This is a genomic window from Falsiroseomonas sp., assembly GCF_051859025.1.
Classification (GTDB): domain Bacteria; phylum Pseudomonadota; class Alphaproteobacteria; order Acetobacterales; family Acetobacteraceae; genus Falsiroseomonas.
Genome location: NZ_JBHYGL010000019.1, coordinates 43230 through 69063 on the forward strand (window position 1 = coordinate 43230; position 25834 = coordinate 69063).

Below are 25834 nucleotides of genomic sequence, written 5' to 3' on the forward strand. Positions count from 1 at the left end.
CGGCCGGCTTTACGCCGGCCGAGGGGGCCGTCACCCGTTCACGGCGGTCCCGCCATTCGGGTGGATCACCTGCCCGCTGATGTACGAACTATCCAGGCTGCTCGCGAGGAAGATGTAGGCCGGCGCCACCTCGTCCGGCTGCCCCGCGCGCCCCATCGGCGCGCTCGCCCCGTGCTCCGCCGTCCGCGCCTCGGAAAAACTCGCGGGGATCAGCGGCGTCCAGATCGGCCCCGGCGCCACGCCATTCACCCGGATCTTCCTCTGCTGCAGCGACTTCGCCAGGCTGCGCGTGAAGGCCAGGATCGCGCCCTTGGTGCTGGCATAGTCGATCAGCGTCGGATTGCCCTGATAGGCCGTGATGCTGGTCGTGTTGATGATGGCCGATCCCTCCGCCATGTGCGGCAGCGCAGCCCGCGTCACCCACATCATGCCGAGGATGTTGGTGCGGAAGGTCCGCTCCACCTGCTCGGTCTGGATCTGCGAAAAATCCTCGCAGACATGCTGCTCGGCCGCGTTGTTCACCAGCACGTCGATCCGGCCGAGTTCACCGACCACGCGCTGCACCAGCACGTCGCAGACCTGCGCATCGCCGATATCGCCGGCAATCGCGACCGCCCGGCGCCCCTCGGCCTCGATCAGCCGCTTCGTATCCGCCGCATCCTCGCTTTCATCGAGGTAGAGGATCGCGACATCCGCCCCCTCCTTCGCGAAGCCGATCGCGACCGCGCGGCCGATGCCGCTGTCGCCCCCCGTCACCAGCGCGACCTTGCCCGCCAGCTTGCCGGAGGGCTTCCAGTTCCTCATCGCGGAGTCGGGACGAGGCTCCATCTCGGCCTCGATGCCGGGCTGGTGGGACTGGCGCTGGCGGGGCTGCGGCGTGTCGGGCATGGCGGCGTTCTCCTGGTTATCTCCAGGCAACGGCGCGCCCCACCCCAAGTTCACCTCCGCCCGCGGAACGTCAGCCCTTCCGCTGTCCCCCATGCCGCTCCGGCTCCAGCCGGGCCTTGAGATAGGCCAGCAGCGGAAAGGCCCCCGTGCAGAGCGCCAGCAGCACGCCCCAGCCGCCCTCCCGATATCCCTTGCGGGACACGTAGCTCTTCCACACCCGGGACACGAAACGCCGGAGGTTGTCGGGCATGGACCCGATATCCCCCTGCGCGATCAAATCCGCCGCCTTGGCCGAGGAATACTTGTCCAGCCGCCGCAGCATGTCGGAAATGTCCCGGTCCACCAGGTGGATCAGCGCGCCCTCCGTGATCTTCGGGCCCTCCTTCCCCACCCAGTCCAGCCCCGGATGCACCCGCTGCGCGCGCCAGCTCTTGGCGCCCTTGCGGAACAGCCGCGGCACCGACGTGGTCCCGAAGCTTCCCGCCCAGCCATACCGCACCAGCCGATCGCCGACATAATTGTCCACCGGCACCTGGTGCCAGGCATGGGTCGAGGTCCCGATCACCCGCCGCACGGCCGCGGCCAGAGGCGGACTCACCCGCTCATCCGCATCGACCTCCAGCACCCAATCGCTGGCACAGGCCGCAATGCCGGCATTCCGCCGCGCACCCTCCAGGTCCCAACCACCCTCGACCACCCGCGCGCCCGCCGCGCGCGCGATCGCGGCACTGGCATCGGTCGTGCGATCCAGGACGACGACGACCTCATCCGCAAACGCGACAGACGCGAGGCAGTCCGGCAGCCGCTCGGCCTCGTTGCGGGCGACGATGAGGGCGGAGAGGGTCGGGGTGGTGCTCATGTGGCCGCAGGGGGGCGCTGCCCCCCTGCACCCCCCGCCAAGGGGCAGCGGCCCCTTGGAACCCATGACTTGATGGGTGGGAAGGGAGGGGGCGTCACAGGCGCTCCCTTCGAATCAGGGCTACCGCGCCCCCTCCCTTCCCACCCATGAACGGTGGTCCAGGAGGCCCCGTCCAGCGCATGCGCCGGACCCTGGCGGGTGGGGTGCGGGGAGGGCAGAGCCCTCCCTGCGGTCAACACGCGCTCACGCCGTCCTGTCGCCCCCGCCCGTCGCCAGCGCGGCCTGCGCGGCCGCCAGGCGGGCGACGGGGACGCGGTAGGGGGAGCAGGAGACGTAGTCGAGCCCGACCGAGCCGCAGAAGTGGATGGAGGCCGGGTCGCCGCCGTGTTCGCCGCAGATGCCGAGCTTGAGGTCCGGCTTGGCCTTGCGGCCCTTCTCGGCCGCGATCCGCACCAGGGCGCCGACGCCTTCGATGTCGATGGAGACGAAGGGGTCTTTCGGCAGGATCCCCTTCTCGACGTAGAACGGAAGAAACTTGCCGGCGTCGTCGCGGGACAGGCCGAAGACGGTCTGCGTCAGGTCGTTGGTGCCGAAGCTGAAGAAATCGGCGCTTTCGGCGATGGTGTCGGCGGTGAGGGCCGCGCGGGGCAGTTCGATCATCGTCCCCACCTGGTAGACGATGTGGTAGCCGCTTTCCGCGAAGACTTCCTGCGCCACCTTGTCCACCTGGGCGCGAGTGATTTCCAACTCGCGCCTGGTCATGACCAGCGGGATCATGATTTCCGGCACCGGCGCCGCGCCGGTTTCCTTGCCGGTCTGCACGGCCGCTTCGAAGATCGCGCGGACCTGCATCTCGTAGATCTCGGGGTAGGTGACGCCGAGGCGGCAGCCGCGGTGGCCGAGCATCGGGTTGGCTTCCGAGAGGTCGGCCACGCGCCGCTTCATCAGCGCGACATCGGCGCCGAGGCTTTCGGCAACCTCCTCGATCTCGCTTTCCTTGTGCGGCAGGAATTCATGCAGCGGGGGGTCGAGCAGCCGGATCGTCACCGGCAGCCCCGCCATGATCCGGAAGAGTTCGAGAAAATCCTTCCGCTGGAAGGGAAGAAGGCGGGAGAGCGCGTCGCGCCGACCTTCCTCCGTCTCCGCCATGATCATGTGCCGGACGGCGCCGATGCGCTCCGGGTCGAAGAACATGTGTTCGGTGCGGCAGAGGCCGATGCCTTCCGCGCCGAACTTGCGCGCGGTCTCGGCGTCCAGCGGCGTTTCGGCGTTGGCGCGCACCTTCATCTTGCGCACGCCGTCGGCCCATTCCATCAGCGTCGCGAAGTCGCCGGACAGCTTGGGCTCGATCATCGCGACGGTGCCGGCGAAGACCTCGCCCGTCGCGCCATCGAGGGTGATGGTATCCCCCGCGATCAGCCGCTTGCCGCCGGCGGACATGGTCTGCTGCGCGTAGTCCACGCTGATCGTGCCGGCGCCGGCCACGCAGGGTCGGCCCATGCCGCGGGCGACGACGGCCGCGTGGCTGGTCATGCCGCCGCGCGTCGTCAGGATGCCCTTGGCCGCGTGCATCCCGTGGATGTCCTCGGGCGACGTCTCGATTCGCACCAGGATGACGGCCTCGCCCTTGGCGGCGCGGACCTCGGCCTCATCCGCCGAGAAGACGATGACGCCGCAGGCGGCGCCAGGCGATGCCGGCAGGCCCTTGGCGAGTGCCTTGCGCGGCGCCTTGGGATCGAGCGTCGGGTGCAGAAGCTGGTCCAGCGACTTGGGATCGACTCGCTTCACCGCTTCCGTCCGGTCGATCAGCCCTTCGCGCGCCATGTCGACCGCGATCTTGAGGCTGGCCGCCGCGGTGCGCTTACCGTTGCGCGTCTGCAGCATATAAAGCTTGTTCTGCTGGACCGTGAATTCGATGTCCTGCATGTCGGCGTAATGCTTCTCGAGCTTCGCGCGAACCTCGATGAGTTCCGCGTAGGCCTTCGGCATCACGGTTTCCATGGACTTCTCGCCCGGCTTCGCGCGGGCCTCCGCCATGGGCTGGGGCGTGCGGATGCCGGCGACGACGTCCTCGCCCTGCGCATTCACCAGGTATTCGCCGTAGAAGAAATTCTCGCCCGTGCTGGGGTCGCGCGTGAAGCAGACGCCCGTGGCGCAGTCGCTGCCCATGTTGCCGAAGACCATCGCCTGCACGTTCACGGCGGTGCCCCATTGCGCGGGGATGTCGTGGAGGCGGCGGTAGGTGTTGGCGCGCGGGTTCATCCACGAACCGAAGACGGCGCCGATGGCGGCCCAGAGCTGCGCGTGGGGGTCCTGCGGGAAGGGCTTGCCGGTGACTTCCGCCACCATCTCCTTGTAGCCATCCACCACCCGGTGCCAGTCCTGTGCGACCAGCTGCGTGTCCTCATCCACGCCCTTGTCCATCTTCACATGTTCGATGATCTCCTCGAACCGGTGATGGTCCACGCCGAGCACGACGGAGCCGAACATCTGGATGAAGCGGCGGTAGCTGTCCCAGGCGAAGCGCGCATCGCCGGAGGCGACGGCGAGCCCATCCACGGTCGCGTCGTTCAGGCCGAGGTTCAGGACGGTGTCCATCATCCCCGGCATGGAGACCCGCGCGCCGGAGCGGACGGAGACCAGCAGCGGCTTGTGGTGGTCGCCGAACTTCGCGCCGACCGCGTTTTCCACCAGCGCCAGCGCCTTGTTGACGCTGTCCAGCAGTTCCGGCGGGTAGGATTGGCCGTGGTCGTAGTAGTAGGTGCAGACCTCGGTGGTGATGGTGAAGCCGGGGGGGACCGGCAGGCCGATGCTCGCCATCTCCGCGAGGTTGGCGCCCTTGCCACCCAGGAGGTTCCGCATGTCCGCGCGGCCCTCATTGTGACCGGCGCCGAAGCTGTACACCCACTTCGTCATTGGACGGCGTTCTCCTGCAAACTGCGTGGCTGTTCGCGAAGGACTGCCACCACACCCCGGCCGAGGCAATCCTCGTGCCGGGGAAGCGGGGGCGCCTGGACGTCAGCCCTCGATCCGGGAAAAGTCAGCCACCGCATCCATGCTGGCGCGGAGCCGTGCGAGCAAGCGTAGCCGGTTGCGTCGGAGTTCCGGAACGGGGTCGTTCACGGTGACGCGGTCGAAGAAGGCATCAAGTGGGCCTCTCAGCGCCGCTAGGGCCGACATGGCAGAAATGTAATTTTCCGAACCCAACGAGGCCGTGACGGCGGGCGCCGCTTCATCGAGGGCGGCGCCCAGCGCCTGCTCCTCCGGCGCCGTCAGCAGGCCAGCCTCGATGGCGCCCTGGTGGGGGCCGTCCTTCTTCTCCTCGATACGGAGGATGTTGGCCGCGCGCTTATAGGCGGCGAGGAGATTGGGCCCGTCGGCGCCTTCCACCAGCGCCTTCAGCGCATCCGCGCGGGCCAGTAGGCGGACCAGATCGTCCTCGCCGCCCGCGCCGAAGGCGGCGGCGACGAGGTCATGGCGGGCGCCTTCCGCGCGGAGCTGCACGCGGAGGCGATCGGCCAGGAAATCCACCAGCCCCGCGCCGAAGGCCGCGACCATGGGCGGATGCGCGCTGCCCTTCGGCGCCTGGTAGCCCGCGCGCAGCTTCTCCTGCGCCACCGCCATGCCGAATTCGGGATTGGCCGTCATGCCGACCGCCTGCGGAAACCCGAAGAAGGCTTCCCCGATCACATCGCCGAGGCGAAGCCGCAGCCCGTTCTCCCGCAGGATGCGGATCACGCCGAGTGCCGCGCGGCGCAGCGCGAAGGGGTCGCCCGACCCCGTCGGCCGTTCATCGACGGCGAAGAAGCCCGCCAGCGTGTCCAGCTTGTCCGCCAGCGCCACCGCGATGGCCACCGGCTCGTTGGGCACCGCATCCCCCGGCCCCATCGGCCGGTAATGCGCGGCGATGGCTTCCGCGACGCGCGGGTCCTCACCCTGATGCAGCGCGTAGTAGCGCCCGATCACGCCCTGCAATTCCGGGAATTCACCGACGAGGCCTGAGGCCAGGTCTGCCTTGGCCAGTTCCGCCGCCCGCGCCGCCAGCCCTGCATCCGCGCCGACCAGCGGCGCCAGGTGGCGCGCCAGCTTCACCAGCCGTTCGACGCGCTGCCCCTGCGTGCCCAGCTTGGCGTGGAACACCACGGTCGAGAGCTTCGGCAGGAAGCTTTCCAGCCGCTGCTTGCGGTCCTGGTCCCAGAAGAAGCGGGCGTCGGAGAGGCGCGCGCGCAGCACGCGCTCATTCCCCGCCACCAGCGTCGCGCCGCCATCCAGCGCCGCGATGTTGGCGACCAGCGCGAAGAAGGGCGCCGCGCCGCCATCCGGCTTCACCAGCGAGAAATAGCGCTGGTTCACCCGCATGGTCGTCCGCATGAGTTCCGGCGGCAAATCCATGAAGGCGTCGTCGATGCGCCCGAGCAGCGGCACCGGCCATTCCACCAGCCCCGCCACTTCCTCCAGCAGCCCCCGGTCCGGCACGATCGCCACGCCCTGCGCGGCCGCCAGGCGGTTCATGCCGTCCTCGATGATGCGCATGCGCTCCTGCGCATCCGGCACCACGAAGCGGTCCCGCAGCCCGGCCTCGTAATCCGCCAGCCCCGTCACCGCGAAGGCGCCGCCCTTGCCGGCATGGGCGGCCATGATGCGGTGGCCTTCGGTCTCGTTGCCGCTCACCAGGCCCGGCAGTTCCTCGATCGCGAAGGGCACCACCTGGCCGTCCAGCACACACAGCACCCGATGCAGCGGCCGCACCCAGGTGAAGGGGCCGTTCCAGCGCATCGATTTCGGCCAGCCGAAGCCCCGGATCAGCCCCGGCATGGCCGAGGCCACCAGCGAAGCCGCCGTCACCGTCGCCCCCGGCTTCTGCAGCACCCAGAACCCGTTCTGCTCTGCGAGCATGTCACGGGATGCCCCGTGCTTCTTCAGGAAGCCATCGAGGGCCGCCGGCGGCGCGGAGGTGCGCGGGCCGCGTTCCTCCTTCCCCTCCGTCGTCACCTCGGCCCGCAGGGTCGCGGACAGGCCGATCCGCCGCGGCCCGTAGAAGGGCTTCGGCGCCCCTTCGAGGACAGGCGCCACGGCGGCGGCGAAGACTCGCGAAAGATCTTCCGCCCCCCGCGCCTGCATCCGCGCGGGGATTTCCTCGGAGAACAGTTCAAGCAGCAGTTCAGGCATGGCCTAGATGGCCCTCTTCACATCGGTCTGGGCGAAATCATCGCCCTTGAACAGCAACGGCTCGCCCCGTTCCTGCGCCAGGGCGTAGGAGAAGCAGTCGCCAAGATTGAGCTTCGCGGGGTGCCGCCCCTTGCCGAAGCGGCGCCAGCCATCGCGGGCCAGTTCCGCCTGATTCGCGCTGACCGGCACAACAGCCGCGTTCACGCTGCGCAGCAGGTCATTCAGGTCACGCCCCAGTTCAGCGCCGCCCCGGCCCTCCACGACCATGGTCGCCTCCACCAGCGTCGCCGCGGAGATGGCACAATCCCCAGCAGCGAGCGCCATGGCATCCGCATAGGATTGCGCGTCGGGTTCCTGGGACAGGATGGCGAACAGCGCCGAGGTGTCGAGGATCAAACGGGCACGCCATTCTCGTCATACAGGTCGGAGTGGTCGCTGGTCCGCAGATGCGGCGGAATGCGCGCGGCGGCGCGTGCGCCGATCGCCATCAGTTCCGCCGCCAGGGCCTTCCGATCCGCCTGCTTCTCCGCCCGCGCCCGTGCCAGCCGGTCCCGCACCGCTTCCCGCAGCGCGCCCGTCGTGCTGGTGCCCAGCATTTCCGCCAGCGCCTTCGCCTCCGCGATCAGCGCCTCGTCCTTGATGTTCAACTGCCCCATGGCGCCACCCCGACGGTAGAAACCGCCATCAACATGGTAGAATGGCCAGGCCTGGGCAAGCTCAAACCCGTTCCCCCGCCACCCAGGCCTCGCAGCACGCCTTCGCCAGCGCGCGGACGCGGCCGATATAGGCGGCGCGTTCGGTCACGCTGATGGCGCCGCGGGCGTCCAGCAGGTTGAAGCGGTGGGACGCCTTGATGCACTGGTCATAGGCCGGCAACGCCAGCGGCGGGTCATAGGCCAGGAGGGACAGGCACTCGCGCTCGGCGTCGGCAAAATGCTGGAACAGCATCCCCGTGTCCGCACCCGAGAAATTGTGGTGGGAGTATTCGACCTCCGCCCGGTGGAACACGTCCCGGTACTTCACGCCGCGCCCATTGAAATCGAGCTCGTACACGTCATCCACGTCCTGGATGAACATCGCGAGCCGTTCCAGCCCGTAGGTCATCTCGAAGCTCGGCACCTCGCAGGTGATGCCGCCGACCTGCTGGAAATAGGTGAACTGGCCCACCTCCATCCCGTCGCACCAGATCTCCCACCCCAGCCCCCAGGCGCCGAGCGTCGGGCTCTCCCAGTCATCCTCCACGAAGCGGAAGTCGTGCTTCATCGGATCGAGGCCGAGGTCCCGGTAGCTGGCCAGCAGCAGATCCTGCGCATCGCGCGGGGACGGCTTCATGATGACCTGGTACTGGTAGTAGTGCTGCAGCCGGTTCGGGTTCTCTCCGAAGCGGCCATCCGACGGGCGGCGGGATGGCTGCACATAGGCCGCCGCCCAGGGCTTCGGCCCCAGCGCGCGCAAGGTCGTCGCGGGGTGGAAGGTGCCCGCGCCAACTTCCATGTCGTAGGGCTGCAGGATCAGGCAGCCCTGCGCGCTCCAGAACCTGTGGAGGCGCAGGATGATTTCCTGGAAGGACGGCGCTTTGTCGGACATGCGGGGGCGGATCTTGCCGGGGGAGGTTTCAGGCGTTCATTACCCCCGGCGCCGGGAAGCCGGCAAGCAACCTCGCCGGAGCCCCACCCCATGCACCCGACCGAAGCCCTGATCCGCCGCTACTACGCCGCCTTCAATGCCGGCGACCGCGCCGCGATGCTGGCCCTGCTGCATGATCAGGTGGCGCATGACCCGAACCAGGGGACGCGGCGCATCGGCAAGCAGGCATTCACGCAATTCCTCGCCCGCATGGACGGCGCCTATGCCGAACAGCTCGAGGATATCGTCGTGATGGTGGACGCCACCGGCACCCGCGCCGCGGCCGAGTTCACCGTGGTGGGCCGGTATCTCCGCACCGATGAAGGCCTGCCCGAGGCGCGCGGCCAGACCTACCGAATCCCCGCCGGCGCCTTCCTGGCGGTGGAGGGCGCCCTCATCAGCCGCATCACCACCTACTACAACCTCGAGGACTGGATCGCTCAGGTCTCGGCCTGAGACACGACATCGAGGATCAGCCGCGCCAACTCCCCCGGCGCCTCGATCGGCACCATGTGGCCGCTGCCCTCGATGATGTGCAGCCGCGCGCCGGGGATGCCCGCGGCGATCTCGCGCGCTTCCTCCACGCTGCGGAGCGCATCCTGCGCGGCGGCCACCACCAGGGTCGGGCAGGCGATCCCGCCCAGCCGGTCGTCGAAAGGCGGGCGCGGCATCATCGTCTGCCGCAGGAAGACCTCGCCGCCCAGCCGGTCCCCCATCGCCCGCAGCCGGTCCACCAGCGCGGCATCGCCGGCGCGGCCAGGGTGCAGGCCGCGGGCGATGGCGGCGCGGCTCATGCCCCGGAAGGCTTGCCCCTCCGGCCGTCCCGCGATGGCCTGGCGCCTGGCCTGCTGGGACGCGCTCTCCCCCCGCGCGGAGGTCGCGACCAGCACCAGCGCCCGCACCCGGCCCGGCGCCATCCGCGCCACTTCCCGCGCCACGAAGCCGCCCATGGAAAAGCCCACCAGCACGAAGCGTTCGGGGGCGCCTGCCAGCACCCGCGCCGCCATGCCCTCGATGGTGTCGTCCTGGAACAGGTCGCCGTGATGCACCGGGCCGATCGGCGCCAGCAGCGGCGCCAATTCGTCCCACATCCCCGCATCCAGCATGAAGCCGGGCAGCAGCACCACGCCCATCGCCAACCCACCCCCTTGCGCGCCGCCCGCGCCGGGGCGGAGGCTACCCCGGCGCCCTCAAGGAATCACGCCCATGCCCGAGATCATGGTCTTCGCCGCCACCGGCCGCACCACCGAACAGAAGCGCGGCCTGGCGCGCGACCTGACCGACGCCATGGTGAAGAATTTCGGCGTGCCGGCCGAAAGCGTCACCGTCCAGATCATCGAATCGCCCAAGGATTCCAAGGCCAAGGGCGGCATCCTGTTCTGCGATCGCTGACGGCTCCTATGCCGGCACCACCATGAAATTCTCGTTGGAGGGATAGCGGCGGAACGTCGCCCGCACCCCATAGCCCAGCCGCGCCAGCCATTGCCGGAAGGGCGCGGCGTTGCGGTTATGCACCTCGATGAACATGCGCGGCCGCCAGGTGGCGATCAGCCCCTCCAGCCCCGCCAGCACGCCGAGTTCCATCCCCTCCACATCCAGCTTGATGAAGTCGATCCGCCGCCCCGCCAGCAGATCGTCGCCGCGCCGCAGCGGGATGGTGGCGCCGGCGGCATCCAGCACCAGGCCGGAGCCGCCCAGATTGTTCGGCGGCACCACGGCGCGCGCCATGCCCTCCGCCTCCGCCAGCCCGAAGCCCAGAAGGCTGGCATCCACCCGCGATGCCAGGTCGTTCAGCAGCAGGTTGAGGCGCAGGATCTCGATGGCCGGCGGATTGGGCTCGATCACCACCACGCCGGCGGGCGCCAGGAACTTCGAGACATAGACGGCGTGGTTGCCGACATTCGCGCCGATATCGACGTAATGCGCACCGGGCGGGAGATACCGGGCGATGATGGCGATCTCCTCCGCCTCGTAGAACTCGCCGGCGGCATGGTGCTTCTGGATCGCGTCCCGTTCATTCGCAACGAAGAAGCGGATCTCCTCGCCCCCGATGGTGGCGGTGACGACGGAACCATTGATGCGCTTCATCGCCTACAGCCCGAGCCTGGCCCAGGCGGCCCGTTCCTCCACCACCGCCATCGCCCCTTCCGCGATCGCGGCGCCGGACAGCAGGCGCAGCGGCCAGGGCGGGCGCCGGGCGCCAATCGGCACCAGGCGCGCCTTCTCCCCGAACCGGGCGCGGAGGTCAGACGACGCCTCCCCGATCCGGTCCGCCAGGCCAAGCTCCACCGCCCGCCCGCCGGTCCAGAAGCGGCCGGTGAACAACTCATCCTCGCTGGCCTTCAGCGCGGCGCCGCGCCGGCCGCGCACCCAATCCTTGAAGGTCACATGCAAATCGGCCAGCAGCGCCTCCAGCCGCTCGACATCCTTCGGCTTCTCCGGCCCGAAGGGGTCGAGGAAGCTCTTCTCGCCCCCCGCCGTGTGCATCCTGCGGCGCACGCCGATGCGCCCGATCGCCTCCTCCAGCCCGAAGCCCGCGCTGATGACGCCGATGGAGCCGACGATGGAAGCCGGGTCCACCACGATCTCATCCGCCGCGCAGGCCAGCCAATAGCCGCCGGACGCCGCGGCATCCTCGACATAGGCGGTCACGGGCACCTTCTTCTCGTCCGCCAAGCGCCGGATCCGCTGCGCCACCAGGCTGGACTGCACCGGGGAACCGCCGGGTGAATTGATCACCAGCGCGACCGCGGCCAGGCGCTTCAGGCGGAAGGCACGCTCGATCAGCGGCGCCATGCCCTCCGCGCTGATGCCGGGGGAGGAAAGGGGGCCACCGCCGCGGGCGGCGATCACGCCGGAAAGACGCAACACCGCCACCACGGGCGGGCGATCCAGGAAGGGGATTTTCATGGCGGTATAGATGCGTCTCGCGGAATGGCAGACAAGCGGCGGGTGAGTTCGGTGGGGACGGCGCTGCCTTCCCCGGACCCCATCCGCCAGGAGGCAGAGCCTCCTGGACCATCATCAGAACAACACCCCGCCCTTTCCCGCACGCGGCATCGGCGCGATATTGTCCGGACGAATCCCGAGGGACAGCATGGCCAAGGACGATCGCGTCATCATCGCAGGGGCAGGCCCCGTCGGCATGGTCGCCGCCGCCTACCTGGCGGGGGAAGGCATCCCCGTCACCATCGTCGAACAGGCGCAGGACCTGCCCGACGACCTCCGTGCCTCCACCTTCCACCCGCCGACCCTCGACATGCTGGGCCGCTTCGGCGTGGTGCCGACGCTGATCGACCAAGGCCTGGTCTGCCCCTTCTGGCAGTTCCGCGACCGCCACCAGGGCGTGATCGCGACCTTCGAGATGGAGCGCCTGAAGGACGACACCGCCCACCCCTACCGCTTGCAATGCGAACAATGGCGCCTGACGCGCATGCTGCGCGAACAGATGGCCGGCAACCCCGACGTCCAGTTCATCTATGACGCGAAGGCCGACAGCGTCGCGCAGGATGCGGATGGCGTCACGCTGACGATCGAACGCGCGGATGGATCGAAGGAACCGCTCCGCGGCCGCTTCCTCATCGGCGCCGATGGCGCGCGCAGCGCGGTCCGGCGTTCCGTCGGCACGGAATTCCGCGGCCAGACCATCCCGGAAATCTTCCTGTCCCTGTCGACAACCTTCCCCTTCCACGAGCATATCGGCGACCTCGCCAACATCGCCTATATCAGCGATCCGCAGGAATGGTTCGTGCTGCTGCGCACGGCCAGCCTGTGGCGCGTGCTGTTTCCCACCGATCCGAATGAGACGGAGGAACAGATGACCGACCCCGTGCGGATGAATGCGCGCCTCCAGGCCGTGGTCCCCAACCCCGAGGGCTATACCGTCAAGCACCGCACCGCCTATCGCGTGCATGAGAGGGTGGTGGACGAATACGTCCATGGCCGCGTCTTCCTCGCGGGGGATGCCGCCCATATCAACAACCCGCTCGGCGGCATGGGCATGAATGGCGGCATCCACGATGCCTTCAACCTGGCCTCCAAGCTGACCGAGGTCTGGAAGGGCGCCGATGCGTCGATGATGGGCCGCTACGGCCGCCAGCGCCGGAAGGTGGCACTCGACGTCGTGCAGCAGCAGGCGCTGCGCAACCGCCAGATCCTGAACCAGCGGGACCCCGACCAGCGCCGCGCCTACCACGACGAGCTCCGCGCCACCGTCGCCGACCCCACGAAGCACCGCGCCTACCTGCTGCGCAGCGCGATGATCCAGTCGCTGCGCGATCTGGAGGCGGTGGCGTGACGCGCCACCCACGCGCCCTCCCTTCGGCCGCCAAAGGCGGCTCGCGCACAGACCACCACCATCAACCCGCGCAACAGCGCGTAGGCGCGCAGCCAAGCCGGCGGAGCCGGCGCCCGGCGCCTGAGGGCAAGGCATCATGAGCGGTCATCCCGAGGCCGACATCTACCACCGCCAGGGCATGGGCAACACGGCGGGGATGGGCAGGCGCCCGGCCCTCGTCATCGTCGACTACGTCAACGGCTTCGCCGATCCCGAGCATTTCGGCGGCGGCAATATCGGCCCCGCCATCGGGCAGACGGTGAAGCTCCTCGCCTTCGCGCGCCACCATCGCTGGCCGGTCGCGCATACCCGCGTGATCTATGCCGATGACGGGTCGGATGCCGGCGTCTTCACGCTCAAGGCGCCGTCCCTGCTGAAGCTGACGGAACACTCGCCCCTGTCGCAGATCGTGGCGGAGCTCACGCCCGTGGCCGGGGAGCATATCGTCCGCAAGCAGGGGGCATCCGGCTTCTTCGACACCAATCTGGCGTCCTGGCTGCGCTACCAGGGCGCGGATACGGTCGTGGTCGCGGGCTGCACCACATCGGGCTGCGTGCGCGCCACGGTGGTGGACAGCATGCAGCACAATTTCCGCACCATCGTCGCGACGGATTGCGTGGGCGACCGCGCGATCGGCCCGCATGAGGCAAACCTTTTCGACATGGGCCAGAAATACGCTGACCTCATGACGCGCGCGCAGATCGAGGCCGCTTCAGGCTGAAGACGGTCCAGGGCCGTCTCGGCCCTGGCGAGGGGGTGCCAGGGGGGGGGCCGGAGCCTCCCCCCGTGCAACACCCGTCTCAGCCGGCGGGCGTCTTCTCCGCCGGCAAATGCATCCACTCCGGCACCCGCGGTGTCACCACCGCGCCGCCCGCGGACAGCACCACGCCCGCCGCCAGCGCATCCAGCCGCAGCATGGCCAGGCCATGCCCGGCGCGGGCGGATCGCATCTCCCCCACCTCGACGCCATCGCGCATCACCGGCGTGCCGGGCGGCGGCAGGCCGCCCGCCACTGTCACGGGGATGATCCGCCGCTTCAGCAGGCCGCGATACTTGGTCCGGGCCGTCAGCTCCTGGCCCATGTAGCAGCCCTTGGTCCAGGACACGCCGCCGAGTTCGTCGAAGCCGCCTTCCAGCAGCACCGACTTCTCCGGCTCCAGGTCCCGGCTGCCATCGGTCAGCCCCAGCGACAGGCGGTGCACATCCCACGCCGCCTCATCCGCATCGCCGACCGGCGTGCCTCCCAGGATGCGCCATCCCGCCTCCGGCAGCCGCGGGTCCGGCCCGGCAATGCTCCGTGGCGGCGGCAGCGAACCGCCCCAGGCCGCCAGCACCACGAAATCGGCGGAGACATCGCGCAGCGCCACCCGGCTGCGCAGCCGGAAGCGCGTCAGGCGCTGGACCAGGGATGCCGCCTGTTCGCGCTCCACATCCAGCAGCAGGCGGTCGCCATCGGACAGAATGAAGAAATCCGCCAGCCACTTGCCCTGCGGCGTCAGCAGCGCGGCCCAGACGGCCACCCCCGGCACCGCCTTGGTCACGTCGTTGGAGACGAGTCCCTGCAGGAAGGGGATTCGATCCTCCCCCGCCACTTCAACGACTCCACGGCCCGGCAATACGGCGATCGGCATGGGCCACAAGGTGGGCGGGCGAGGCCATGGTTGCAACCGGCAACCCTTCACGGGGGCGGGGTGGGGCCCCACCGCGCCGCGTGCTACGCCATCCCACGATGCGCATCCTTTTCGTCACCTCCACCCGGATCGGCGATGCCGTGCTGTCCACCGGGCTGCTCGACCATCTGCTGCGCGCCCATCCCGGCGCCCGAATCACGGTGGCCTGCGGCCCGGCGGCGGAGGGCGTCTTCGCGCGCATGCCGGGGCTCGAACGCCTGATCGTGCTGCGCAAGCGCCGCTGGTCCCTGCATTGGCTGAGCCTCTGGTCGCAGGTCGCCTTCACCTGGTGGGATCTGGTGATCGACCTGCGCGCCTCCGCCCTCGCCTGGACGGTCCCCACGCTCCGCCGCGCCACGGGGAAGGGCGGCCGCCGCCCGGGCCATCGCCTGGTCCATCTCGGCGCGCTGCTCGGCCTGGCGCCGCCCCCCCTGCCCGTCGCCTGGACGGCGGCGGCGGATGAGGCGAAGGCGGCGGCGCTGATGCCGGGCGGGCCCTGGCTCGTGCTCGGCCCCACGGCAAACTGGGACCGCAAGGTCTGGCCGGCGGACCGTTTCGTTCATGTGGCACAGGCGCTCACCGCCCCCGGCGCCGCGCTGGACGGCGCCCGCATCGCCATCCTCGGCGGCCCCGGCGGCCCCGAACGCGCCATGGCCGCCCCCGTCCTGGCGGCCCTGCCGGGCGCGCTGGACCTGGTTGGCACGCTGTCCCTGCCGGAGGTCGCTTCGGTGCTGAAGCGCGCCGCGCTGTTCATCGGCAATGACAGCGGCCTGATGCATCTCTCGGCCGCAGCCGGCGCGCCCACCATCGGGCTGTTCGGCCGCAGCAGCGCCGCGGAATACGGCCCCTCCGGCCCCCATGCCCGCGCGGTGGAGGCCGATGGCCCGCCCTATGAATCGCCCATGACCGACCTGCCCGCGCCCCGCGTGCTGGAAGCAGCCACCGCCCTGCTATCCGCGCGGTGACGCCGCTGCGGGTGGTCATGGTGACGCAGAACTTCACCCCAGACCCCGGCGGCATCGAGACCACCATGGGCGGCGTCGCGGACCGCGTGGTCTTCGCCGGCCGGGTGGAGGAAGGGCTGAAGGCCGCGCTCTATCGCCGCGCCACCCTCTTCGCCATGCCGGTGCGGCGCGATGGTGCCTCGGTGGAGGGTTTCGGCCTCACCTATCTCGAAGCCGCCTGGCACGGGCTGGCTGCCCTGGCGGACCGCGATGGCGGCGCCGTGGATGCGGTGGCGGAGGGCGAGACCGGCCTGGTCTGCGACGGCGGCGATCCGGATGCGGTGCGCGACGCCCTGGCCGCGATGCTGGGCGACGCAACGGCCCGCGCCACCATGGGCCAGGCGGCGGCGGCGCGCGTCCGGCGCGATTTCGTCTGAGATTCGGTGACGCCGCGCACGTCGCGCTGTTGCGCGCGGACTACATCTCGCTATTGCGCGCGGACTAGATTTTGCTGCTGCGCGGCCCCTGAATGGCCCGGATCGCCACGGCCAGCAGCAGCAGCATGCCGATCCACCATTCCTGCCAGATGCCATAGCTCAGCATCCCCACCACCAGCGCCGCGCCATAGGCGCCCACCGCCCCCGGCCCCAGCCTGGCCGCCGCGAAGCCCAGCGCCGCCAGCATCGCCGCCGCCAGCACCGCCCCCACCGCGCCCAGTTCCAGCCAGACCTGCAGCGCGGCGTTGTGGGTGTGCAGCGGCAGGCGCTGCGCCGGCGGCCGGGCGAACCAGGTTCGCGATGCCTCGGAGGTCAGGCCGAAGCGGTCCAGCGTCGCGCGATCGAACACCGCCGAGCCGCCGGGGATGGCGCGCGCCGATTCGCCGCCCCAGCCCAGCAGCGGGCGTTCGGCGATCCGCTGGTTGGCGAAATCCCAGATCAGGATGCGATGCGCGGCGGAGGGCTGGATCGCCTCCAGCCCCGGCAGGCGCGGCAGGATCGCCGCCGTCAGCAGCGGCGCCACCAGCACCACCACCGCGGCGGCCAGCCCCAGCAAGCGCCCCGCCCAGGGCCCCAGCAGCCAGGCCGCGCCCAGTGCCAGGATGCCCGCGAAGGCCGCGATCTTCGCGGATTCCGCCGGCAGCATCACCGAAGCCGCCAGCCCCGCCACCACCAGGGCCACGCGCGCCCACCACCGCAACCCCGGCCAGGCGGCCGCCACCGGCAGCAGCACCGCGATCACGGCGACGGCCGATTTCAGCCCGAAGAACAGCCAGACCGGCACCTCCCGCAGCCCCCGCACCGCCGCGCGGATGGCATTGCCGCTCAGGTGGTCCGCCGCCGCCAGCGCGATCCCGATGGCGAGCCCCGCCGCCAGCACCCGCCCCGCCAGCGCCAGGTGCCGTGGCGGCTCTCCCCCCATCGCCCGCGCCGCCGCCGCCGCCAGCAGCACGAAGCCGCCGAAGCGCAGCCCCGTGCCCAGCGCGCGCAGGGGGTCCGGCGCCCAGGCCGCGCTCACCATCGTCCAGGCCCCGATCGCCAGCGCCGCCCCCAGCACCGGGCCGATGCGCGGCCAGGGCCAGGCCCCCGTCACCCGCCGCCCCGCCACCACCATCGCCAGCAGGCCGAGGCTCGTCACCAGCGCGATGGCGCGGAACTGCAGCACCGCCACCACCGGCACCACGATCAGCATGACCAGGAGGGGAAGCGTCGGGCTTCGGGAAAAAGCGGAGGCTGGCGTCACGCGGCGATCCATCAACGGCAGGGGCGCGGGCACCAAGCCACAACCCCCCCCACCCCGCAAGCAAGCGCACCCACCCTGCCCCGGCGCCCGGAAACATGGCAGAACCCCCGCCGGACATCGGCAGCTTCCCAGGGGACGACGACGAGATGGCGCATTACGAACTGGTCCTGCGCGGCGGCACCTGCGTGCTGCCCTGGGGCGAGCAGGTCACGGATGTCGGCGTCCGCGCCGGCCGCATCGCCACCATCGGCGACCTGTCCCAGGCGCATGCGGAGGAGGAGATCGATTGCCGCGGCCTCCATATCCTGCCCGGCCTGATCGACAGCCACGTCCATCTCCGCGAACCCGGCGACCCGGCGGTCGAGACGATCGAGACCGGCACCAGGGCCGCCATCCTCGGCGGGCTGGTCGCAGTGTTCGACATGCCCAACACCGCGCCCTCCATCACGACGCGGGAGAAGATCGACTGGAAGCGGGAATTTATCAGTGGCCGCGCCTGGTGCGACATGGGCTTCTACGTGGGCGCGCTGAAGACCAACATCCCGAACTTGGCCGAGCTGGAAGCACAGCCCAATATCTGCGCCGTGAAGGTCTTCGCTGGCAGTTCCACCGGCGACCTGCTGATCGAGGATGATGCCAGCCTGGAGGCCGTGATGCGCAGCGGCCGGCGGCGCATCGCCTATCACAGCGAGGATGAGTTCCGCCTCCAGTCCCGCCGCCCGAACTACACCACGGGGATGCCGCACCGGATGCACGCGGAATGGCGCGACGTGGAATGCGCCTTCCTCGGCACGCGGCGCCTGATGGCGATCGCCCGCAAGACCAACCGCCCCGCCCATATCCTGCATGTCTCGACGGCGGAGGAACTGAACTACCTCAAGGACTACCGCGACCTCTGCACGGTGGAGGTGCTGCTGAACCACCTGACCCAGACGGATGAGGCCTATGACCGCCTCAAGGGCTATGCGGTGATGAACCCGCCGATCCGCGACGCGCGGCACATGGAGGCCGCCTGGGCCGCCGTGGCGGATGGCACGGTGGACACCGTCGGCTCCGACCACGCCCCGCACAGCCGCGCATCCAAGGAAAAGCCCTGGCCGGAATGCGGATCGGGCCTGACGGGGGTGCAGACGCTGGTGCCGCTGATGCTGGACCATGTCTCCGCCGGGCGGCTGTCCCTGTCCCGCCTGGCGGACCTCATGGCCGCGGGTCCGGCGCGGGTCTATGGCATGGTAGGCAAGGGGCGCCTCGCCGCCGGCTATGACGCCGATTTCACCGTGGTGGACATGAAGCGCAGCCGCACCATCGAGGAAAGCTGGATCGTCTCCCCCTGCGGCTGGACGCCCTTCGCCGGCCATCGCTGCACGGGCTGGCCGGTGATGACCATCCTGCGCGGCCAGGCGGTGATGCGGGAGGATGAGGTGCTGGGCACCCCCGCCGGCGCCCCGGTGCGCTTCGCGCCGTAACCGCCCACCCTGCCGGGGCGCGTGGATTGGACCCCACCGCGCTCCGCGCGGATTGGACCCCACTGCGCTCCGCGCGGATTGGATCACGCCGCGCTCCGCCATCTGGTTGACCGCCATCTGCCCAAGCATCGGGCAGTGGCCGTCACGCCACCCACCCAGCCGGGGGGCGCCGCACATCGCCGCGGTTGAGGGCATGGCGGCGGGCTGGTAAGGCCCCGGCGGGGATGCGGCGGAGGCTCTGGTCATGACGGAACGAGGCAGCGGCTTTCCCGATTGGGCGGCACGTCTGAAGATGTCGCTCGCCCAGCCCGCCGCGCCGCAGGCGTCGGCCGCCGCGCCGCAGGCGCCCGGCCAACCCCCGCAGGCGGCCACCCAACCGCCGCAGGCGCCCGCGCCGGAGGCCGCGGCCGCGCCACCGCCGGCGCCGTCCGTGATCCCCGCGCCCCCGCCGGCCGCCTCGACGGGCCTGCTCTCCTTCCTCGCCCCCGCAGCGGCATCCCCGGGCGAGGCGCCGCCCGCCGCCTCGCTGCTGGACTCCCTCGGCACCGCCCCCCCGGCGCCGGCAGCCGGGCTCCTCGCCGCCCTGGCGCCCGAGGCGCCGCAGGCCGCACCGCCGCGCCCAGCCCCGGCTGCGGCTGCGGCCCCGCCCCCGGGCGCGGTGTCATCCGGATTTTCAATGCTGGGCTCGCTCGGAACCGTCCCCGCGACGGGCCTCCTCGCCGCCCTGGCGCCGACTGGCGGGGCGCGGGACAGCGAGCTCCCGATGCCCGCCGCCACGCCCCCGGCCGAGGCCCGTCCGGTTTCGCCCCTGACCGGCTACCCCCAGATGGGCTCCCCCCTTCTCGGCTCCCCCCTCCTGGGCTCACTCGCCAGCCCCTCCGATTCCCCCGCGGCCACCGCCCCGGCGCCCGCGGTGCCGGCAAGCCACGCCGCGCCGGCACGGCTCACCCCCCTGGCCGCCCCGCCGCCACCGCCCCCCCTGCCGCCCCTGACCACGCTGCTTGCCTCGCTCGCCGCGCAACCGCCCGCCGCCCCGCCCGCCGTCCCCCCGCAGGCCGAGGGCGGGACCGATCACGCCGCCCCCCAGGACACGGCGCCAGCGGACACGGCACCCGAGGACGCGATGCCGGAGGCTGCCGCGCCCGAGGCGCCCACCCCCGAGCCCACCACCCCGGAGCCTCCCGCGCCCGAGGCGCCCGCGCCTGAGCTCGCCGAGCCTGAGCCTGGCCCGCCTGAGCCTGCCACGCCTGAGCCTGGCCCCCCGCCCGCGCCGCTGCTCGCCTCCCTGATCGCGACGCCGCCGCCCGCCGCGCCGGCCCCGCCAGCCTTCACCGCCTTGCTGGCTGCCCTGGCGGAGGCTGCGCCGCCGCAGGCCCCGGCGCCTGGTCCCGTGCATGCCCCCCCGGCGAACGCGCCGGTGAATGCACCCGCCCATGCCCAGGCGATCCTCGCCCGCGTCCCGGCACTCGGCGGGCTGCGCCCCACCGCCAGGCCCGAATCGGAGCCCCAGCCCCGCCCGGCGCCGGCCATCGAGACCTGGTCCCTCGGCCAGGCCCAAGCCCCGACGCTCGACGCCACGACGCCAGACGCCCCGGCGGCCGAGGCGCCCGCGCCGGACGCACCGCCAGCCCTTGGCATGATCGCCGATGCCTGGTCCACGGCCGTCCCCGCCGCCACGGACTCGCCCGTGGAGCCGTCGATGGACCCTGGCGCCAGCATTCCGTTGCCACCCATCGCGCCGGAAGCCTGGGCCATGCTCGCCCCCCTCGCGCCGCCCGTCCTGTCGCCCCCCCCGGCCTCACCGCCCCCCCCCGAGGCACCGGCCCCCACGGCACCGGCCCCCACGGCACCGGCCCCAGAGCCCCTGGCTGCGGCGCCTGGCCCACAGGCCATGGCCGACACCCCCGCATCCCTGCCCGCGCCGCCCCCGCTGCCGGCACCCTTCATCGCTGCGCCGCCCATCCCCGCGCTACCGGTCGCGTCGCCGCCGGTCGCCTCACCGCCGGTCGCCGCACCACCCGTCGCCACGCCCGCAGCGCCAGCTACCGAGCCTCCCACCGACCAGCCCGACAGGGCAGGCATCGCCAGCGCGGCCCCGCCGCCCGCCATCCCGATGCCGCTCGCCCCGCCCCCCGTCCCGGTCCCGCCTCCCGCCGCCCTGCCCACCGGGCTGTCGGGCGGCGCGATCCCGCCTCTCGTCCCTCTCCCCGTGCCCGCCCCCCCGGCGCCCTTATCCCCGGCGCCCGTATCTCCGCCGGCCATCGCCGCGGCGCCGCGGCCCGACTCACGGCCCGACCCGCGCAACGACGTCTCCGTCGCCATGGCCTATGCGGCGCTCACGGGCTCGACCCTGCCGCCGGCATCCGGGGCGCAGGGCGCCGAATGGCTGGCCGTCGAGCACAGCCTGCGGGATGCGCGGGGCAGCTGGGCCGGCCTGCTCTTCGGCACCAGCGGCGACCAGGGGGCGGACATCGCGCTGACCGCCACCCGGGTCGCCCGCGCCCAGGGCCTGGCGCCCCGCCTGGTGGCGACCGAGGCGGCGGCCGACCGGCTCCGGCAGCTTCAGTCACGGCTGCAGGCGGAAGGCCTCGACCCCACGGCCGCGCGCGTGATGGGCGGCAACGCCACCGCGGAGCCCAGCCGCGCCGGCAGCGCCGCGCCGCTGGCGCAGCACCTGCTAGCGGAAGCGCCTGCCTGGGACCTGGTGCGGGTCGCGGTGCGCGGCCTCATCCCGCCGCTGCTCAACAACGCGGGGGCGCTGCTGAACGAACGGGTGCGCTGGCTTCTCCTCAGCACCCATGCGCGGGGGGAGGAAGCGCTGTCCGTCCGCATCCTCGATGCCGCGGGATGGCGGCTGGTGGCGGAACGCCCGGCGATCCTGGACCTCGCCGCGCCCCGCAGGGCGCAGCGCAACGGCACCCAGCTGTGGCGCGGCCCCCTGGCCTGAGGCTCAGGTCCGGATTTCGCGCCGCGCCGCCGGCACCGCGGGGGGACGCGCGGCGGGGGTGGCGGCGGGTGCCGCGGCGGGGCTCGCGGCCGGCGGAGCCGCTGGCGCCGTGGCGGGCGGAGCCGCTGGCACAAGGGCAGGCGGGGCCGCTGGCACCCTGGCGGGCGGGGCCGCTGGCGCGGCGGCTTCCGGCGGCGGCACATAGGCGGGCGCGCTGAAGGGTGGCGCGCTGAATACGGGCGGGGCCGCGGCCGGCGCCGAGGCGAGGGGCGGCGTCGGCGGGTCCGCCACCTGCCGGGCACTGCCGGGCGGCGGGCTGGTCCAGCAATCCACCCGTCCCAGGCTCGGCGTGCAGAAGGCCTGCGGCGGCGGCGGCCCGGGCGGCGGCGCGCACCAGCTCTCCCGCCGCTCCAGCCGCACGATGGAACAATCCTGGCCCGTCATCAGGCTCGCCACATGGTCCACCGGCGTCCGGCCGGTCAGCACCACGCTCGCCCCCCCGACCACCAGCGCCGGACCCATCGCCTGTTCCGCGAAACACCCCCCCAGCAGCAAGGGCAGCGCCACCGCCAGGGCGGCGGGGGGCAGGCGGAGGGGACGCTCAGACGGGGTCTTGCGGGGCTGCATGGCGCGAAGCTGCGCCTCCGGGCTTAACGTCACCTGAACACGCCGCTATGGTCCGCCCCCTGCCGGACCAATGAGGATCGCCCGTGCCCGATATCTTCGACGAGGTCGAAGAGGACCTTCGCGCCGACCGTGCCCGCCGCCTCGCGCGGCAATGGGGCGGCGTCGCCGTGGGCGTCGCGCTGCTCGCGCTCGCCGCGACCGGCGGCTGGCAGGGCTGGCGCTGGCACCAGGCCAGCCAGGCCGCCGCCGCCGCCAGCACCTACATGACGCTGCATCGCGGCGCGGAGCGGGAGGGCGCTGACCTGCCCGCCACGGCGGACGGCTTCGCCGCCATGGCCCGGGAAGCCCCCGCGGGCTACCGCACCCTCGCGCGGCTGCGCGCCGCGGCACTGAAGGCCGAGGCCGGCGACGCCGCCGCGGCCCTCGCGCTGTGGGAAGCCGTCGCCGCGGATAGTGATGCCGATCGTCTCTACCGCGACCTGGCCACCCTGCTCGCCGTCGGCCATGCGCTGGAAAGCGGGGACCCCGCCCAGCTCGCGGCCCGCATCGGGCCGCTGACCGTTGCCGGCAATCCCTGGCAGGCCCCGGCGCGGGAGATCGCGGCCCTGGTCGCCATCCGCCGCGGCGATACCGCCGATGCCCGCGCCCGCCTGCAGGCGCTGGCGACGGATGCCACCGTGTCCCCGACCATGCGGGAACGCGCACAACGGGTTGCAGCGGGGCTCGGAAGCTGATGACGAAGATCCTGACCACGCGCGGCACCCGCCGCGCCGCCCTCCTCGGCGCCGCCGGCTTCCTCGCGGGCTGCGACACGCTCGACGGCATCCTCGGCACCCGCAAGCAGCCGCTGCCCGGCGAACGCCGCACGGTGATGCGCGCCGATCCCGAACTGACCGCCGATGCCGGCCAGGAAGGCCGCCCCGTCACGCTGCCGGCGCCGCAGCCGATCACGGATTGGCCGCAGGCCGGCGGCCTGGCCAGCCACGCCGCCCCCCATGCCGAGATCCCCGGCACGCTGCGCCAAGCCTGGCGCAGTTCCATCGGCTACGGCTCCGGCTACCGCCAGCGCATCACCACGGGCCCGGTCATCGCCGGCGGCACGGTCTATGCCGTTGATGCCTATGGCGAGGTCACAGCCCATGCGCTGGATACCGGCGGCCGCCGCTGGCGCCGCGACACGGCGCCGGAGGAAGACCGCGACGGCGCGGTGGGCGGCGGCGTCGCGGTGGAAGGCGGCGTGGTCTATGTCGCCACCGGCCAGGCCGAGGTTCTGGCCCTCTCCCCGGAAGACGGCACCGTTCGCTGGCGCGTCCGGGTCCCCGCGCCGACGCGCGGCGCCCCCACCGTCGCCAATGGCCGCATCTTCGTCGTCACGGTGGAAAACCACCTCATCGGCCTCTCGGCCGAGGATGGCCGCCGCCTCTGGACGCATCGCGCCGGCGCCCAGGCCACCATCCCCTTGGGCCTCCCCGCACCTGCGGTGGAGGGCGAGACCGTCGTCGCCGGCTTCGGCACGGGTGAGATGGCGGCCGTTCGCGTCACCGATGGCCGCCTGCTGTGGCAGGAAGGCCTCGGCAATGCGGGCGCGACCAGCCTGTCCGACATCGTCGGCATCACCGGGCTGCCGGTGATCGACCGCGGCCGCGTCTTCGCCGCCGGCCTGTCCAACACCACCATCGCGGTCGACCTGCGCAGCGGCCGGCGCCTGTGGGAACGGGCCTTCGGCGGCGGCAATGGCGTGGCTTCCGCCGGCGACTGGGTCTTCGCCGTCACGCGCGGGGGTGAAGCCGTGGCCGTCGGCCGCAATGATGGCCGCATCCGCTGGGTGCTGGAACTGGACCCCACCCCGGAAGGCGGCCGCCGGCGGGATGCCACGCGCTTCGGCCCGCCGCTGGTCGCGGGCGGCCTGGTGCTGGTCCCCTCCAGCCGGGGCGAGTTGCTGCAGATCGACCCCGGCGCCGGCACCATCGCCGGGCGCGTGCCCCTGTCCAGCGGCAGCACCCTGCCGGTGGCGGTGGCGCAGGGCACGGTCGTGGTGCTGGGCGATGACGGGACGCTGATGGCGCTGCGGTAGGCTGGCCGCCACCGCCGAACACGACAGGGGCGCTGGCCGTGCTATAGGCGCGGTCAGCATTACCTGATCGAACCCCTTCCCCATGCAGACCGTTGCCATCCTCGGCCGCCCCAATGTGGGCAAATCCTCGATCTTCAACCGCCTCGCCGGTCGCAGGATCGCCATCGTGGACGACACCCCCGGCGTCACCCGCGACCGGAAGGAGGTCGAGGCCGAGATCGGCGGCATCCCCGTGACGCTGATCGACACCGCGGGGCTGGAGGAAGCGGCGCCGGAAACGCTGGCCGGCCGCATGACCGCGTCCTCCGACGCGGCGCTCCGCCAGGCGGACCTCGTGTTGTTCGTCATCGATTGCCGCACGGGCCTCACCGCCGCCGACCGCGCCTTCGCCAACTGGCTCCGCCGCGCCGATGTCCCCGTCCTGCTGCTGGCCAACAAGGCGGAAGGCCGCCTTGGCATCCAGAACGCGATGGAGGCCTATGAACTCGGCCTTGGCGATCCCATCCCCGTCAGCGCCGAACATGGCGACGGCTTCGGCACCCTGCATGACGAGGTCCGCGACCACCTGCAGAAGGAACCGCGCGGCAATCGTGGCGACCGCGAACGCCCGCTGCGGCTCGCCATCGTCGGCCGCCCCAATGCCGGCAAATCCACCCTGCTGAATACCCTGCTGGGCGAGGAGCGGATGATCACCGGCCCCGAGCCCGGCCTGACGCGCGACGCCATCGCCGTGCAGATCAAGGACGAGGTCGGTCCCATCCGCCTGGTGGACACCGCGGGGCTCCGCAAGCAGGCCCGGATCGAGAAGGATCTGGAAAAAATGTCCACCGGCGCCTCCATCGCCGCGCTGAAGGAGGCGGAGGTGGTGATCCTGGTGATCGACGCCCTGCTGGGCATGGAGGAACAGGACCTCCGCATCGCCCGCCTGGCGGAGCGTGAGGGCCGCGCCTGCGTCATCGCCTTCAACAAATGGGATGCGGTGGAGGATCGCGCCGCCTGCCGCAAGAAGCTGGACGATGTGCTGACCTTCAGCCTGGCGCAGATGAAGGGCATCATGGTGGTGCCGATCTCCGCCGCCAATGGCCGCGGCATCGACCGCCTGCTGCCCGCGGTGCGGGAGGTGCATGACCTCTGGAACCGCCGCATCGGCACGGGCGAGCTGAACCGCTGGTTCGAGGTGATGAAGGACCGCCACCAGCCGCCGCTGGTGGAGGGCAAGCGCATCAAGCTGCGCTACGCTACCATGCCCAAGGCCCGCCCCCCCACCATCGCCGTCTTCGGCACGCGGGCGGAGATGCTGCCAGAGGATTACCGCCGCTACCTCGTGAACAGCTTCCGGGAGAAGTTCGACATGCCGGGGGTGCCGATCCGCCTGAACCTGCGCGGGACGGACAATCCCTATGCGGAAGGCACCGAGGAGTAGCGCCAGTTCGATGGGGAAGGCGCTGCCTTCCCCATACCCCATCCGCCAGGGGGGAGACCCCCCTG

The 25834-nt window shown here is 71.7% G+C and carries 24 protein-coding genes; 11 read left to right on the forward strand and 13 right to left on the reverse strand.

Annotation, left to right across the window (positions count from 1 at the left end; translation table 11 throughout):
- Window positions 1-30 precede the first annotated feature (30 nt).
- The 7 genes from ACTIE5_RS17235 to ACTIE5_RS17265 all read right to left on the reverse strand — a co-directional run bounded on the left by ACTIE5_RS17235 (window position 31) and on the right by ACTIE5_RS17265 (window position 8503).
- Complete coding sequence (locus ACTIE5_RS17235; RefSeq protein ID WP_439550940.1) at window positions 31-888, reverse strand: SDR family oxidoreductase; 858 nt, start codon at window positions 886-888, stop codon at window positions 31-33.
- Window positions 889-958: 70 nt separating this feature from the next.
- Window positions 959-1747: a glycosyltransferase family 2 protein gene (locus ACTIE5_RS17240; RefSeq protein ID WP_439550941.1), complete on the reverse strand. Its 789-nt coding sequence runs from the start codon at window positions 1745-1747 to the stop codon at window positions 959-961.
- A gap of 243 nt (window positions 1748-1990) precedes the next feature.
- Window positions 1991-4663 carry a pyruvate, phosphate dikinase gene (gene ppdK / locus ACTIE5_RS17245; RefSeq protein ID WP_439550942.1) on the reverse strand — a complete coding sequence of 891 codons (2673 nt, stop codon included), beginning with the start codon at window positions 4661-4663 and terminating at the stop codon, window positions 1991-1993.
- Between the two features lie 102 nt (window positions 4664-4765).
- On the reverse strand, window positions 4766-6916 hold the full coding sequence (glyS, locus tag ACTIE5_RS17250; protein WP_439550943.1) for a glycine--tRNA ligase subunit beta: 2151 nt from the start codon (window positions 6914-6916) through the stop codon (window positions 4766-4768).
- Between the two features lie 3 nt (window positions 6917-6919).
- Window positions 6920-7312: a type II toxin-antitoxin system VapC family toxin gene (locus ACTIE5_RS17255; protein ID WP_439550944.1), complete on the reverse strand. Its 393-nt coding sequence runs from the start codon at window positions 7310-7312 to the stop codon at window positions 6920-6922.
- Entirely contained in the window at window positions 7309-7572 is a 264-nt protein-coding gene (locus tag ACTIE5_RS17260) for a type II toxin-antitoxin system VapB family antitoxin (protein WP_439550945.1), read from the reverse strand. The genes ACTIE5_RS17255 and ACTIE5_RS17260 overlap by 4 nt, the downstream gene beginning before the upstream one ends.
- 61 nt (window positions 7573-7633) lie before the next feature.
- The gene (locus ACTIE5_RS17265) at window positions 7634-8503 is read right to left on the reverse strand and encodes a glycine--tRNA ligase subunit alpha (RefSeq protein WP_439550946.1); all 870 of its coding nucleotides are present in this window, start codon (window positions 8501-8503) and stop codon (window positions 7634-7636) included.
- A gap of 90 nt (window positions 8504-8593) precedes the next feature.
- On the opposite strand from ACTIE5_RS17265, the gene ACTIE5_RS17270 reads away from it, so the two are divergent.
- Window positions 8594-8998, forward strand: coding sequence for a ketosteroid isomerase-related protein (locus tag ACTIE5_RS17270; RefSeq protein WP_439550947.1), 405 nt, complete (start codon window positions 8594-8596; stop codon window positions 8996-8998).
- Here ACTIE5_RS17270 and ACTIE5_RS17275 read toward each other — a convergent pair.
- A complete protein-coding gene (locus ACTIE5_RS17275; protein ID WP_439550963.1) occupies window positions 8983-9675 on the reverse strand; it encodes an alpha/beta fold hydrolase in 693 nt (230 codons plus the stop codon). The genes ACTIE5_RS17270 and ACTIE5_RS17275 overlap by 16 nt on opposite strands.
- 73 nt (window positions 9676-9748) lie before the next feature.
- Between ACTIE5_RS17275 and ACTIE5_RS17280 the strand changes: the two genes are divergently transcribed.
- Window positions 9749-9934, forward strand: a complete 186-nt coding sequence (locus ACTIE5_RS17280; protein ID WP_439550948.1) for a tautomerase family protein — start codon at window positions 9749-9751, stop codon at window positions 9932-9934.
- A 6-nt stretch (window positions 9935-9940) separates the two neighbouring features.
- Here the strand turns inward: ACTIE5_RS17280 and ACTIE5_RS17285 are convergent, their stop codons facing one another.
- Window positions 9941-10630 (reverse strand): FkbM family methyltransferase, encoded by a 690-nt coding sequence (locus ACTIE5_RS17285; protein ID WP_439550949.1) that lies wholly within the window; start codon window positions 10628-10630, stop codon window positions 9941-9943.
- Between the two features lie 3 nt (window positions 10631-10633).
- On the reverse strand, window positions 10634-11452 hold the full coding sequence (locus tag ACTIE5_RS17290) for a S49 family peptidase (RefSeq protein WP_439550950.1): 819 nt from the start codon (window positions 11450-11452) through the stop codon (window positions 10634-10636).
- Window positions 11453-11639: 187 nt separating this feature from the next.
- On the opposite strand from ACTIE5_RS17290, the gene ACTIE5_RS17295 reads away from it, so the two are divergent.
- Both ACTIE5_RS17295 and ACTIE5_RS17300 read left to right on the forward strand, forming a co-directional pair.
- Window positions 11640-12839, forward strand: a complete 1200-nt coding sequence (locus ACTIE5_RS17295; RefSeq protein ID WP_439550951.1) for an FAD-dependent oxidoreductase — start codon at window positions 11640-11642, stop codon at window positions 12837-12839.
- 136 nt (window positions 12840-12975) lie between these two features.
- Window positions 12976-13599 carry an isochorismatase family protein gene (locus ACTIE5_RS17300; RefSeq protein ID WP_439550952.1) on the forward strand — a complete coding sequence of 208 codons (624 nt, stop codon included), beginning with the start codon at window positions 12976-12978 and terminating at the stop codon, window positions 13597-13599.
- Between the two features lie 79 nt (window positions 13600-13678).
- On the opposite strand, the gene ygfZ is transcribed toward ACTIE5_RS17300, so the two are convergent.
- Window positions 13679-14509 carry a CAF17-like 4Fe-4S cluster assembly/insertion protein YgfZ gene (gene ygfZ, locus ACTIE5_RS17305; RefSeq protein ID WP_439550953.1) on the reverse strand — a complete coding sequence of 277 codons (831 nt, stop codon included), beginning with the start codon at window positions 14507-14509 and terminating at the stop codon, window positions 13679-13681.
- A gap of 98 nt (window positions 14510-14607) precedes the next feature.
- Between ygfZ and ACTIE5_RS17310 the strand changes: the two genes are divergently transcribed.
- Both ACTIE5_RS17310 and ACTIE5_RS17315 read left to right on the forward strand, forming a co-directional pair.
- Entirely contained in the window at window positions 14608-15513 is a 906-nt protein-coding gene (locus ACTIE5_RS17310; RefSeq protein ID WP_439550954.1) for a glycosyltransferase family 9 protein, read from the forward strand.
- Entirely contained in the window at window positions 15510-15929 is a 420-nt protein-coding gene (locus tag ACTIE5_RS17315) for a glycosyltransferase family 4 protein (protein WP_439550955.1), read from the forward strand. Before ACTIE5_RS17310 ends, ACTIE5_RS17315 begins: the two co-directional genes overlap by 4 nt.
- Window positions 15930-15993: 64 nt before the next feature.
- Here ACTIE5_RS17315 and ACTIE5_RS17320 read toward each other — a convergent pair whose 3' ends face one another.
- Complete coding sequence (locus ACTIE5_RS17320) at window positions 15994-17265, reverse strand: O-antigen ligase family protein (RefSeq protein WP_439550956.1); 1272 nt, start codon at window positions 17263-17265, stop codon at window positions 15994-15996.
- A gap of 113 nt (window positions 17266-17378) precedes the next feature.
- Here ACTIE5_RS17320 and ACTIE5_RS17325 point away from each other — a divergent pair, with 113 nt between their 5' ends.
- Together ACTIE5_RS17325 and ACTIE5_RS17330 are read left to right on the forward strand one after the other, a co-directional pair.
- Window positions 17379-18698, forward strand: a complete 1320-nt coding sequence (locus tag ACTIE5_RS17325; protein WP_439550964.1) for a dihydroorotase — start codon at window positions 17379-17381, stop codon at window positions 18696-18698.
- Window positions 18699-18942: 244 nt separating this feature from the next.
- Complete coding sequence (locus tag ACTIE5_RS17330) at window positions 18943-21645, forward strand: hypothetical protein (RefSeq protein ID WP_439550957.1); 2703 nt, start codon at window positions 18943-18945, stop codon at window positions 21643-21645.
- A gap of 3 nt (window positions 21646-21648) precedes the next feature.
- Here the strand turns inward: ACTIE5_RS17330 and ACTIE5_RS17335 are convergent, their stop codons facing one another.
- A complete protein-coding gene (locus ACTIE5_RS17335; protein WP_439550958.1) occupies window positions 21649-22272 on the reverse strand; it encodes a hypothetical protein in 624 nt (207 codons plus the stop codon).
- An 83-nt stretch (window positions 22273-22355) separates the two neighbouring features.
- Here ACTIE5_RS17335 and ACTIE5_RS17340 point away from each other — a divergent pair, with 83 nt between their 5' ends.
- The 3 genes from ACTIE5_RS17340 to der all read left to right on the forward strand — a co-directional run bounded on the left by ACTIE5_RS17340 (window position 22356) and on the right by der (window position 25769).
- Window positions 22356-23006: a tetratricopeptide repeat protein gene (locus tag ACTIE5_RS17340; RefSeq protein WP_439550959.1), complete on the forward strand. Its 651-nt coding sequence runs from the start codon at window positions 22356-22358 to the stop codon at window positions 23004-23006.
- A complete protein-coding gene (locus tag ACTIE5_RS17345) occupies window positions 23006-24346 on the forward strand; it encodes an outer membrane protein assembly factor BamB family protein (protein WP_439550960.1) in 1341 nt (446 codons plus the stop codon). The genes ACTIE5_RS17340 and ACTIE5_RS17345 overlap by 1 nt, the downstream gene beginning before the upstream one ends.
- Before the next feature lie 82 nt (window positions 24347-24428).
- The gene (gene der, locus ACTIE5_RS17350; RefSeq protein WP_439550961.1) at window positions 24429-25769 is read left to right on the forward strand and encodes a ribosome biogenesis GTPase Der; all 1341 of its coding nucleotides are present in this window, start codon (window positions 24429-24431) and stop codon (window positions 25767-25769) included.
- The last annotated feature ends 65 nt before the right edge of the window (window positions 25770-25834 follow it).

Bases quoted from the DNA above. Each gene is read 5' to 3' on its own strand.
- ACTIE5_RS17345 (WP_439550960.1), top strand. From the start codon at position 23,006: ATGACGAAGATCCTGACCACGCGCGGCACCCGCCGCGCCGCCCTCCTC.
- ACTIE5_RS17260 (WP_439550945.1), bottom strand. From the start codon at position 7,572: ATGGGGCAGTTGAACATCAAGGACGAGGCGCTGATCGCGGAGGCGAAG.
- ACTIE5_RS17235 (WP_439550940.1), bottom strand. From the start codon at position 888: ATGCCCGACACGCCGCAGCCCCGCCAGCGCCAGTCCCACCAGCCCGGC.
- der (WP_439550961.1), top strand. From the start codon at position 24,429: ATGCAGACCGTTGCCATCCTCGGCCGCCCCAATGTGGGCAAATCCTCG.
- ACTIE5_RS17265 (WP_439550946.1), bottom strand. From the start codon at position 8,503: ATGTCCGACAAAGCGCCGTCCTTCCAGGAAATCATCCTGCGCCTCCAC.
- ACTIE5_RS17310 (WP_439550954.1), top strand. From the start codon at position 14,608: ATGCGCATCCTTTTCGTCACCTCCACCCGGATCGGCGATGCCGTGCTG.
- ygfZ (WP_439550953.1), bottom strand. From the start codon at position 14,509: ATGCCGATCGCCGTATTGCCGGGCCGTGGAGTCGTTGAAGTGGCGGGG.
- ACTIE5_RS17325 (WP_439550964.1), top strand. From the start codon at position 17,379: ATGGCGCATTACGAACTGGTCCTGCGCGGCGGCACCTGCGTGCTGCCC.
- ACTIE5_RS17295 (WP_439550951.1), top strand. From the start codon at position 11,640: ATGGCCAAGGACGATCGCGTCATCATCGCAGGGGCAGGCCCCGTCGGC.
- glyS (WP_439550943.1), bottom strand. From the start codon at position 6,916: ATGCCTGAACTGCTGCTTGAACTGTTCTCCGAGGAAATCCCCGCGCGG.
- ACTIE5_RS17290 (WP_439550950.1), bottom strand. From the start codon at position 11,452: ATGAAAATCCCCTTCCTGGATCGCCCGCCCGTGGTGGCGGTGTTGCGT.
- ACTIE5_RS17280 (WP_439550948.1), top strand. From the start codon at position 9,749: ATGCCCGAGATCATGGTCTTCGCCGCCACCGGCCGCACCACCGAACAG.
- ACTIE5_RS17275 (WP_439550963.1), bottom strand. From the start codon at position 9,675: ATGGGCGTGGTGCTGCTGCCCGGCTTCATGCTGGATGCGGGGATGTGG.
- ACTIE5_RS17335 (WP_439550958.1), bottom strand. From the start codon at position 22,272: ATGCAGCCCCGCAAGACCCCGTCTGAGCGTCCCCTCCGCCTGCCCCCC.
- ppdK (WP_439550942.1), bottom strand. From the start codon at position 4,663: ATGACGAAGTGGGTGTACAGCTTCGGCGCCGGTCACAATGAGGGCCGC.
- ACTIE5_RS17300 (WP_439550952.1), top strand. From the start codon at position 12,976: ATGAGCGGTCATCCCGAGGCCGACATCTACCACCGCCAGGGCATGGGC.
- ACTIE5_RS17285 (WP_439550949.1), bottom strand. From the start codon at position 10,630: ATGAAGCGCATCAATGGTTCCGTCGTCACCGCCACCATCGGGGGCGAG.
- ACTIE5_RS17270 (WP_439550947.1), top strand. From the start codon at position 8,594: ATGCACCCGACCGAAGCCCTGATCCGCCGCTACTACGCCGCCTTCAAT.
- ACTIE5_RS17330 (WP_439550957.1), top strand. From the start codon at position 18,943: ATGACGGAACGAGGCAGCGGCTTTCCCGATTGGGCGGCACGTCTGAAG.
- ACTIE5_RS17240 (WP_439550941.1), bottom strand. From the start codon at position 1,747: ATGAGCACCACCCCGACCCTCTCCGCCCTCATCGTCGCCCGCAACGAG.